This window comes from Lutibacter sp. TH_r2 (assembly GCF_033101135.1).
GTDB lineage: Bacteria > Bacteroidota > Bacteroidia > Flavobacteriales > Flavobacteriaceae > Lutibacter.
The window spans coordinates 190,986-201,841 of record NZ_JAWMPV010000002.1; the positions used below are offsets into that span (position 1 = coordinate 190,986).

Annotated in this window: 9 protein-coding genes; 4 read left to right on the forward strand and 5 right to left on the reverse strand. The window is 28.7% G+C overall.

The window, feature by feature from the left end:
- Positions 1–117: 117 nt before the first annotated feature.
- Positions 118–2,634: a PIG-L family deacetylase gene (locus R3X25_RS08240; protein WP_317673725.1), complete on the forward strand. Its 2,517-nt coding sequence runs from the start codon at positions 118–120 to the stop codon at positions 2,632–2,634.
- Positions 2,635–2,742: 108 nt separating this feature from the next.
- Positions 2,743–4,422 carry a sodium:solute symporter family transporter gene (locus R3X25_RS08245; RefSeq protein ID WP_317673727.1) on the forward strand — a complete coding sequence of 560 codons (1,680 nt, stop codon included), beginning with the start codon at positions 2,743–2,745 and terminating at the stop codon, positions 4,420–4,422.
- 66 nt (positions 4,423–4,488) lie between these two features.
- Here the strand turns inward: R3X25_RS08245 and R3X25_RS08250 are convergent, their stop codons facing one another.
- The 5 genes from R3X25_RS08250 to R3X25_RS08270 form a co-directional block, all read right to left on the reverse strand.
- Positions 4,489–5,331: a DUF2911 domain-containing protein gene (locus tag R3X25_RS08250; RefSeq protein WP_317673729.1), complete on the reverse strand. Its 843-nt coding sequence runs from the start codon at positions 5,329–5,331 to the stop codon at positions 4,489–4,491.
- Between the two features lie 100 nt (positions 5,332–5,431).
- Positions 5,432–7,072, reverse strand: coding sequence for a gliding motility-associated ABC transporter substrate-binding protein GldG (gene gldG, locus R3X25_RS08255; protein WP_317673731.1), 1,641 nt, complete (start codon positions 7,070–7,072; stop codon positions 5,432–5,434).
- Positions 7,062–7,790 (reverse strand): gliding motility-associated ABC transporter permease subunit GldF, encoded by a 729-nt coding sequence (gene gldF, locus R3X25_RS08260; RefSeq protein ID WP_317673733.1) that lies wholly within the window; start codon positions 7,788–7,790, stop codon positions 7,062–7,064. The genes gldG and gldF overlap by 11 nt, the downstream gene beginning before the upstream one ends.
- A 149-nt stretch (positions 7,791–7,939) precedes the next feature.
- A complete protein-coding gene (locus tag R3X25_RS08265) occupies positions 7,940–8,251 on the reverse strand; it encodes a putative quinol monooxygenase (RefSeq protein WP_317673735.1) in 312 nt (103 codons plus the stop codon).
- Between the two features lie 3 nt (positions 8,252–8,254).
- On the reverse strand, positions 8,255–9,085 hold the full coding sequence (locus tag R3X25_RS08270) for an SAM-dependent chlorinase/fluorinase (protein WP_317673737.1): 831 nt from the start codon (positions 9,083–9,085) through the stop codon (positions 8,255–8,257).
- Between the two features lie 180 nt (positions 9,086–9,265).
- On the opposite strand from R3X25_RS08270, the gene R3X25_RS08275 reads away from it, so the two are divergent.
- Positions 9,266–10,213, forward strand: a complete 948-nt coding sequence (locus R3X25_RS08275) for a PhoH family protein (protein ID WP_317673739.1) — start codon at positions 9,266–9,268, stop codon at positions 10,211–10,213.
- Complete coding sequence (locus R3X25_RS08280) at positions 10,210–10,827, forward strand: hypothetical protein (protein ID WP_317673741.1); 618 nt, start codon at positions 10,210–10,212, stop codon at positions 10,825–10,827. The genes R3X25_RS08275 and R3X25_RS08280 overlap by 4 nt, the downstream gene beginning before the upstream one ends.
- The last annotated feature ends 29 nt before the right edge of the window (positions 10,828–10,856 follow it).

Consider the following 10,856-nt stretch of genomic DNA (forward strand, 5'->3'; position numbering starts at 1 on the left):
AATGTAGCTATTAACTTGACTTAAAAAAAGTTATAATTATGTTAATTTGATTTGTTAAAAACTAGCTAGTTTAAATTTAATTTTATATTTGTTTTTACTACTAAATTCAATCTTTTTATGAAGAGTTACTTTTTTGCATTTGTACTTGCATTATGCTGTATTTCAATTTCTTATTCTCAAAAACCAAAGAAATTATCCTCAAATCAAATTTATGAATCTATTCAAAAACTGAATTTTTTGGGTTCAGTTTTATATGTTGCTGCACATCCTGATGATGAAAATACACGAATGATTTCGTATTTTGCTAATAAAGTAAAAGCAAAAACTGCGTATTTAAGTTTAACACGTGGAGATGGTGGACAAAATTTAATTGGGCCCGAAATTAGAGAACTTTTAGGTGTTATTAGAACTCAAGAGTTATTGGCTGCGCGCAGAATTGATGGTGGAGAACAGTTTTTTACAAGAGCAAATGATTTTGGATATTCTAAACATCCAGATGAAACGTTAGAAATTTGGGATGAAAAGGAAGTGTTGGAAGATGTAGTAGCTATTATTAGAAAATATAAGCCTGATGTAATAATCAATAGATTTAATCATAAAACTCCAGGAACAACTCACGGACATCATACATCATCGGCAATGTTAAGTTTTGAAGCTTTTGATTTGGTTGGAGATAGAAATTTTAAAACGCATTTAAAAAATGACGCAGTTTGGCAACCAAAACGCTTGTTATTTAATACATCGTGGTGGTTTTATGGTAGTAGAGAAAATTTTGAAAAGGCCGATAAATCTAAATTGTTAAGCGTTGACATTGGAAAATATTACAAGCAAAAAGGTTTGTCTAACAGTGAAATAGCATCATTAAGTAGAAGTCAACACCAGTCTCAAGGTTTTGGAAGTACTGGAACAAGAGGTGAGCAAATAGAGTATTTAGAGTTTTTAAAAGGTGATTTTCCAAAAAATAACAATGTTTTTGACGGAATTGATACTACTTGGAATAGAGTAGAAGGAGCAAGTGAAATATATAAAATGTTGAAAGAAGTTGAACAGGAGTATAACTTTAGAAAACCTTCGGTAAGTATTGCAAAATTAGTTAAAGCATATAGTTTAATTACTAATTTAAAAAATGGTTATTGGAAACAGATTAAACTGCAAGAAATTAAAGAAATTATAGCTGCTTGTTCTGGTTTATATATGGAAGCTTCAGCTATTGAATCTAATGCTACACTTAATAGTTTGGTAGATTTTAATGTTGAAGTTATTAACAGAAGTGATGTTGAAATGAAGCTAACTTCAATTAGAATTCCTTCAGAAAAAAAAGAAATTGCAAAAGATGTTTATTTAGAAAATAATAAACGTTTTAATAAAAAATCTTCAATACATATTTCTTCCGAAGAAAGTTTTACGTCTCCATATTGGTTGCGTGAAAAGGGAAGTTTGGGAATGTATAAGGTTCAAAATAAAGGTTTTATTGGAAACCCAGAAACACCGAAATCTTTACAGGTATTATTTAACGTAGAAATTGATGGAATTAAAATTCCGTACTATAAAAATATAATTTATAAATATAACGATCCCGTAAAAGGTGAAGTTTACAAGCCTTTTGAGGTTTTACCAGAAGTTTCTGCTTCGTTTACTGAAAAAGTAAACATATTTTCTTCAGATGAAGCTCAAAAAGTACAAGTAAAAGTAAAATCTTTAAAAGATAATTTCACTGGTAAATTGAGTGTTTGTTTACCAAATGACTGGAAAGTTTCTCCTGAAAAAATTGATTTTACAATAGCAAAAAAAGGTGAAGAAACCACGTTTGAATTTATGTTAACGCCACCAGCAAAACAATCGGAAGGTTTTATTTCTCCAATGGTTGAAGTTGGTAATAAAGTTTATACAAGCGAATTGGTGGAGATAGATTACAATCACATTCCTTTTCAATCTGTTGTTATGCCTTCTGAAGCTAAAGTTGTTCGTTTAAATATTGAGAAAAAAGGACAATTAATTGGTTATATTCAAGGAGCTGGTGATGTTGTTCCAACTAGTTTACGCCAAATTGGTTATACAGTTGTAGAACTTAAAGATGATGATGTTACCGAAGAAAAATTAGTCAATTTTGATGCTGTTGTAGTTGGAATTAGAGCATACAATACAAACAATAGAATAAAATTTTATAACAAACATTTACTTAATTATGTTGAAAATGGCGGAACATTAATTACTCAATACAACACTTCTCGCAGGTTAAAAGTGAATGATATTGCTCCTTATAAATTAAAATTATCTAGAGATAGAGTTACCGATGAAAATTCAGAAGTTAAAATATTAAACCCTGCTCATGAAATTATGAGTTTGCCTAATAAAATTACCGATGAAGATTTTAAAGGTTGGGTGCAAGAACGTGGATTGTACTTTCCAAACGAATGGAGTGAAGAATTTGTACCCATTTTAAGTATGCACGATAAAAACGAAACTCCAAAAAAAGGAAGTTTGTTAATTGCTAATTATGGTAAAGGAAAATACATTTATACAGGTTTAAGCTTTTTTAGAGAATTACCAGCTGGTGTTCCTGGAGCTTATAAATTGTTTGCAAATATGCTTTCTGTTGGAAAAAATAAAAAAGAAAACGAATTAAAAAACTAACTATGGAACAGCAAAAATTTACTTGGAAAAAATCATACACAGCTGTTTTAGTAGCTAATGCAGTTTACATTGTGTTGTTTTATATTTTAATGCAAATATTCTCATAATATGCAATCTATAGACTGGATAATTTTAATAGGAACCTTGTTGTTTATAGTTTCTTACGGAGCTTGGAAAACTAAAGGAAGTAAAAATGTTACTGATTATATTAAAGGTGGAAGTGAAGCTAAATGGTGGACCATTGGTTTATCGGTAATGGCAACACAAGCAAGTGCTATTACATTTTTGTCAACTCCTGGTCAAGCTTTTCATAGTGGAATGGGTTTTGTGCAATTCTATTTTGGATTGCCAATTGCAATGGTGGTAATTTGTTTGGTTTTTATTCCAATTTATCATAGACTTAAAGTTTTTACTGCTTATGAATATTTAGAAACTCGTTTCGATTTAAAAACGAGAACTTTAGCGGCTATTTTGTTTTTAATTCAACGTGGTTTAGCTGCTGGAATTACCATTTTTGCACCTGCCATTATTCTATCGGCAGTTTTGGGTTGGAATTTAACAATGCTAAATATTATTATTGGAGTTTTAGTAATTATCTACACGGTTTCTGGTGGTACAAAGGCGGTTAGTGTAACTCAAAAACAGCAAATGGCCATTATTTTTGCAGGAATGTTCACCGCGTTTTTTATTATTTTAAGTTATTTGCCAGATGATATTACGTTTACAAAAGCACTAAAAATAGCTGGAGCAAGTGGAAAAATGGAAGTGCTAGATTTTTCTTTCAATTTAGAAAATAGATACACTTTTTGGAGTGGAATTATTGGAGGAACATTTTTAGCATTGTCTTATTTTGGAACAGATCAAAGTCAGGTACAACGTTATTTATCTGGAAAATCTATAAAAGAAATGCAAATGGGTTTAATTTTTAACGGATTGTTAAAAGTACCAATGCAGTTTTTTATTCTATTGGTTGGTGTTATGGTATTTGTTTTTTATCAATTTAACGCTTCACCATTGCATTTTAATCCACAAGCTGCAGAAAAAATTAAACAAACTAAATATGCTGAAGAATTTAAAAAGTTAGAAGATAAACATAAAGAAATTGAAGTTTTAAAAAATGCTGCAAGTTTAAGTTATGCAAGTGTTTCAGAAGTTGATTTTGTAGAAAATTTAGAAATTAAAAAACAAATTCAAAAAGTTAACAAGCTTGAGCAAAATAATAGAGCAGAAGCTAAAGAGTTAATTGAAAAAGCAAAATTAGATGTTGAAACAAATGATAAAGATTATGTTTTTATTCATTTTATTCTTCATCATTTACCAAAAGGATTGATAGGTTTATTATTAGCTGTTATTTTGTCGGCGGCAATGTCTAGTACAGCTTCAGAATTAAATGCATTGGCAAGTACAACTGCAATGGATTTGTATAAAAGAAATGTAACTGTAGAAAAATCAGGTGCGCATTTTGTAAAAGCTTCAAAATGGTTTACACTAGGTTGGGGAATTTTAGCCATTTTAGTGGCCTGTTTTGCAAGTTTATTTGATAATTTAATACAGTTAGTAAATATTATTGGATCTATTTTCTATGGTAATGTTTTGGGAATATTCTTATTAGCATTTTTTATAAAGTTTGTAAAAAGCAATGCTGTATTTGTTGCTGCAATAATTACACAAGCAATTGTAGTAATGGGTTGGTGGTTTGATTGGATGCCTTATTTATGGCTTAATTTATTTGGTTGTGGTTTGGTTATGGGAATTGCAATACTAATTCAATCTATCAAAAAGAAATAAAAAAAATGCTTTCAGAAATTTCCGAAAGCATTTTTGAATCAATAATAATAAATCAAATTTAAATTACTATTTCTGCCAAGCAGCAATAGACTCTTTATTCATTTTAACATAATCAGCGTTTCCAGCTTTTTCAGCTTCTGCCAATGATTTTTTTGCGGTTGCAATTGCTCCAGCTTTATCTCCTAAATCAGCTTGAATTAAACTCATTCTGCGTAAATGCCAAAATTTAGCATCTTCTCCTGCTGTTGCTTTTTTCATCCATTCTAAAGCTTTGTTTAAGTCTTTACCTGAAGTATGGTAGTAAGTTGCAGCTTGAAAATAATCGTTAGCACTTGGACCATTCATTACAGCATCAATACTTCTTGAAGTAATTTTCTCTGTTGGAACCTCAAAATCAAGTCCTACCCAAGTTTTTTCCCAAATAAATTCTAAACGAGCACCATTATTTGTAATTCCGTTAATATCAATAGTAAATGTTTCAACACTAAATGGAATTTCTTCTGTTTTTACAGTAGCTTTTGCAGCAACTTTAGATTCATCCCATTTTTTTGGATTTCCCCAATTATTAGTGTCCGAATAAAATATAATATCCCAAGAATCTTTATTAGGAATTGTATAGATAGCATACGTACCTTTTTTTAATTCTTGTCCTGCAACGGTAATATTATCACCAAATGTAATTTTTGTATTTGCATTTGCACCAGTTCTCCATACTTTTCCAAACGGAACTAAATTTCCGAATATAACTCTTCCTTTAATTCCTGGGCGAGAATATTCTAATGTTATATCAGTTAAACCAACAACTTGTTCTAATTTAGAAGTTGGGCTAGGTTGTGGAGTTTTAATTTGTGCTTCAACAGCTGTTGATAAACCAACTATTAAAAGTAGAAGTGTGAATTTTTTTAGCATAATTATTTGTTTAAGTTATGTAACAAATATAGCATTAAAGTATACTGTTATTTAGAACTATTCTATTTTTAACAATTATTTAAGATGATGAAATTAATACCTATTGATATTTTTTTCTTCGAAAGAAATTAAAAATAAAGCCAAAAAAAGCAAGTAAAATCAGAGGGAAAAGTAAATTGATGAATTGCCATTTTTTTGATTCTTCAAAAGCTTTTTGCTTGTTTAGAAAGTCAATTTTTACAGTTTTAGAACGGACATTTATTAAGCCAGAATCGTCTAATAAATAATTTATACAGTTTAGTAAAAACTCTTTATTTCCAAAACGTTGCCCAGTCCATTTATCTACTCCAAGTTGTAAAGGTTTTCCTTTAGAAACATCGTTAGCAATTATATCGCCATCAGATATTAAAATTAGTTTAGACTCTTTTCCTTTATCTAGTGCGTTTGAAATAGTAAATGGTTTTACTCTTCCATTAAAGGCAGATTTAAATTCACCTTCTAAAAGTACTGCAATTGATTTGTTACCATTAGCGTAATTTTCCTGTTTTTTTTCTTCGGCAATACTTTTTAATGAAATTATTTGAGGTGTACCCAAAGTTTTAGAAATTGAAGAACTTTGTAAAAGAATGGTTTTTTTAATCTTGTTTTTTAAGGTATCAATACTGTTGGTAAATTTTGTAGTTACCATTTCAATATTGTTGTTTATGGAATGGTTATTCAATGAATTAACAAGAGGGTAATATTCCCACTGAAATTGACTGAATTGCGTTTGATTCCCAATATTTCCTGTGGCTAGTGTTATTTCGGAGCTGTATAAATCTGCGATTAAATCGTGATTAATCCTAGCTCCATAGTTAAAAAAGAAATCGGTTAACCCTAAATCTCTTGGATAAGCTAAAGATTCTCCTGTATTCATTAAACTGTCTAATTCAGCTTGAACATTATCAATTAGCCAAATAGATTTTCCACCATTCATACTGTATTGATCTATAACAAACTTTTCTTCTTCAGAAAATTTTTCAGTAGGTTTTGCAATAATTGCTAGATCAAATGAATTTAGTTGTTCTAAAGTTTTTTGAGGGCTATTTAAAACAGAATCTAATGTAAAGGGAGCTAACAAATAATATTCACTTAAGGTTTTTAAAAAATCAGCTATATAGATATCATCTAGTTCACCATTGCCTTTTAAAATTGCAATAGACTTTGATTTTTTTGAAGTAGTTTTATGAATTGCGTTTGCAAATGCATATTCTAAATTTTGAATAGAATTTTCTAATTGTTCGTCTTGTGAATTAGTTGCATTATCCTTTAATAAGGAAACATTTTCTTTTTTATTTTTGGACTCAACAACCGCCCAAGGTAAAATTACTAACTCTGAAAGCTTTCCATTTTCTTGAATTTGTAGCCTACTAGGCTGTAAACCTTGATTTATTAAATCTTCAATTTCATCTTCTGGATTTATAAATCTAAAACGAATATTTTTATTTACAGCTTTTAATTCTTCTAAATGTAGTTTGGTTTCAGTTTGTAAGCGTTTAAATTCAGCAGGAAAATCACCTTCTAAATAAACTTTAATGGTGACAAAATCATCAATATTTTTTACAATATTTTTGGTGGCTTCAGAAAGTGTATAGCGTTGATCCTCGGTTAAATCAAAACGCTGGTAAAATTTTGAAGCAACAAAATTAAGTAGTACAACTATAGCCAAAGCACCTAATATGTTAGCAAACTTATTTTTCATTTTGAATGCTAATTTTAGTTGCAAATAAAAACAGGTACGAAATAGAAATAAAATAAATTAAATCTCTGGTATCAATAACACCTTTGCTAATACTATTAAAATGTTCTGTAATTCCTAAATTTTTAACGATATAGTCTAAATTTCCAAATAAATTATAACTAGCCAAGGCTTCAAAGCCATAATAAAAAAGAAAACAAATAAGTACAGCAGTTATAAATGCTACTATTTGATTTTTAGAAAGTGTTGAAGCAAAAATTCCAATAGCACAAAATGTTGAAGCTAAAAAAAGTAATCCAATAAACGATCCAAAAGTTACTCCAAATTTTATGTTTCCAACAGGATTTCCTAATTGGTAAACACTATAAATATAGATTAATGTTGGAATTATAGCTAATACTACCAATACAAAAGCACCTAGAAATTTACCCAATGTAATTTGCCATAAATTAATTGGTTTAGTTTTTAAAATTTCAATAGTTCCAGTATTTAGTTCATCTGAAAAACTTCGCATTGTAATTGCTGGAATTAGAAAAATTAACATCCATGGCGCTAAAAAGAAATAACTATTTAAATCGGCAAAACCTGCATGTAAAATATTAAAATCACCATCAAAAACCCATAAAAAAAGACCATTAATTACCAAATAAACACCAATAACTAAATAGCCAATTGGTGAGGCAAAAAACGAGTTTAATTCTTTTTTTAAAATTGAAAGCATTTTATATACTGTTTATTTTTGGTTTCCGTTTTTGTTAACCTTAATTTGTTAAAGGTTGATATTAAATTTGGAAAGCAATATGTTAAGCTTCTGAAACAAGTTCAGAATTACACATTTTATATATTTATATTTTTTTAATTACTTGTTTTTTATACTTCATTTTCACTACTCACTATTTCTAATTTATCAACACTCCAAGCTTCTGGTTTTTCAGCAAATAAAACTTTGGTTTTTGCCCAAACATTTTTAAATAAATCTGAATTTCTATAAGTATTTAAATCTTCTTCACATTCCCAGTAGCTATAAGAGAAAAAGATAGCTGAATTGTTTTTGTCTCTATACAACTCTAATAAACGACAACCATTTGAATTTCGTATTTTTTGTTTGTTTTTATTGAAATTTTCAAGAAATTCTTCAATTTTTGAAGCGTCGAATGTCATTTTTACAATTCGTACAAGCATAATTTAAAAGAATTTTACTGTAATTGGTTTTCTATAATTTAATCCTAATAGGGTCGAAGCTCCACCAACAGTTTTTAAATTGCTTTTAAAAATTGCAATTTCTATATAGTTTGCTGAATTAAAAAGTGCTAGTCTGTTTCCATCATATTGTCTATCTTCTTTTGGGATGGAAAAATCAATAAATTCACTATATTTAGTATAAATTTCTTTAAAAGTATACCTATTTGCATTTACTTCAAAATCTCTTCCTCTACCAATTTCATTAAATAGTTTTTTTGAAATGTTACTAATGGCATTTCCATAGTTATCAACATACATAATACAACCATTAATAGTACTTTTATCTGTGGAAATACTTGGTTGAAGTTCAGTAATTTTTTTATAAGTTTCAATAGGTTTTCCAATAACCTCTAATTTTCCTCCTCGTGCTATATGGCAAGCAACTTTTACAAAAACATCTAACACAGGGAAAATACTTTCAACTCTATCGTGTATATTAATCTCTACAATTTGTTCTGGTTTAATTTCAGAAGCTAATAATGATATTACGCCATTATCTGGGCAAATAAAATAATGATTGTCTAATTTAATAGCAATATGTTTATTTTCTTCGTTTAGTTCAGAGTCTACACCAATAATATGTATACTTCCTTCAGGAAAACCTTTATAGGCATTTTTCAAAACATACGCCGTTTCTGAAATGCTAAAAGGAGAAATATGATGCGTAATATCAACAATTCTGGCATCAGGCAGTTCACTGTAGATAGTGCCTTTTATAGCACCTACAAAGTGGTCTTTTGTCCCAAAATCAGTAGTTAAAGTTATTATTGACATATATTTTTCACTTCAATTTTATAGTAACAAATTTTTTAAAAACCTTTAATAAAATGTTTAAAACTTATTTTTAAAGAATGATTTTTACACATTAGATATGCTTAAATTTGTTATGCAAAGCTAATCAAATATTCGATTATTTTATGCAGAATTTAGTAATTAAACTTAACAATTTTACATTTGAACGAACGCATTATTGAGTTAACAGAAATTAATCCAAACGATTTGTTTGGTACACAAAATTCTAACATAGATATTTTACATAAATATTTTCCAAAACTAAAAATTGTTGCTAGAGGCACAAAGCTTAAAGCATATGGAGAGCCAGAGATTTTAAATGAGTTTGAAAAAAAACTCGATAGTTTAATCAAGTATTTTAACAGATATAATAAATTAGATGAAAATAGTATAGAGCGTATTTTAACATCTAATGGAAATGAGCATAAAAACTCTAAAATGTCTGATGGTGTTTTGGTTCACGGTGTTGGAGGTAGATTAATAAAAGCTCAAACCGTTAATCAACGTAGAATGGTTGAGAGAATGGATAAAAACGATATGCTTTTTGCTATTGGACCTGCGGGAACAGGTAAAACTTACACTGCAGTTGCTCTAGCTGTAAAAGCTTTAAAAGAAAAAGCAGTAAAACGAATTATTTTAACGCGTCCAGCAGTTGAATCTGGAGAGAATTTAGGTTTTTTACCTGGAGATTTAAAGGAGAAATTAGATCCGTATATGCAACCATTATATGATGCTTTACGAGATATGATTCCATTTGAACGATTAGATTCCTATATTGAAAAAGGAGTGATTCAAATTGCGCCATTAGCATTTATGCGTGGTAGAACATTAGATAATGCATTTGTAATTTTGGATGAAGCGCAGAATACAACACATAATCAAATGAAAATGTTTTTAACCAGAATGGGAAAAAGCGCAAAATTTATAATTACTGGAGATCCTGGACAAATAGATTTACCTCGCCGTCAGGTTTCAGGATTAAAAGAAGCCATGTTAACTTTAAAAGAAGTTAAAGGAATTGCATTTGTTCTTTTAGATGATAAAGATGTTATTAGACATAGATTAGTAAAAGAAATAATTTCAGCATATAAAAGTATAGAAACTGAATGATAAAAATAGACGAAGATAAATTAGAGCTCCAAGAGTACTTTTACATAATATATTTATACCTCATTATTTTAGGAATAGTGAGTGATGCAATTTTCTATGGAATTTTTGGTATTTCGTATTTAAATTATACAACAATTTTAGATGCGTTAATGTCTCCGTTAAGTTTATTAATAAATAATTGGTATTTATCTATATTTTTAGGTGTAATGTTTTGGTTAATGCATATGTATTTTTCAAAATGGATGTTTAAATTTTATGCTTATTTACGAGTTAAAAAGTGGTACCAAAAAATTTATAACATTGAAAAATTGGATAAAAAATATGAGAAATTAGGGCAGAAAAAGAATTTGCTTACCGGATTGATGTTTATATTTTTCTTACTTTTTGTTTCTATGAGAATTGGAATGGGAATTGGAACCAAACAAAAATTAATGGAAAAAGAAATAATTCCTAATTACTCTTTATTTTTTAAAGATAATACTCGATTAGATGTAAAAAAAATAGGTCAAAATTCTGCTTATTTTTTCTATGTTATTCCTGGTGAAAAAGTAATTACGGTAACACCAATTTCTGATAATATTAAGCAAATTAAAGTTTTAAAAAAGAAAAAATAAATAATTTTATAAGTTTAAGGAGGAGAAGT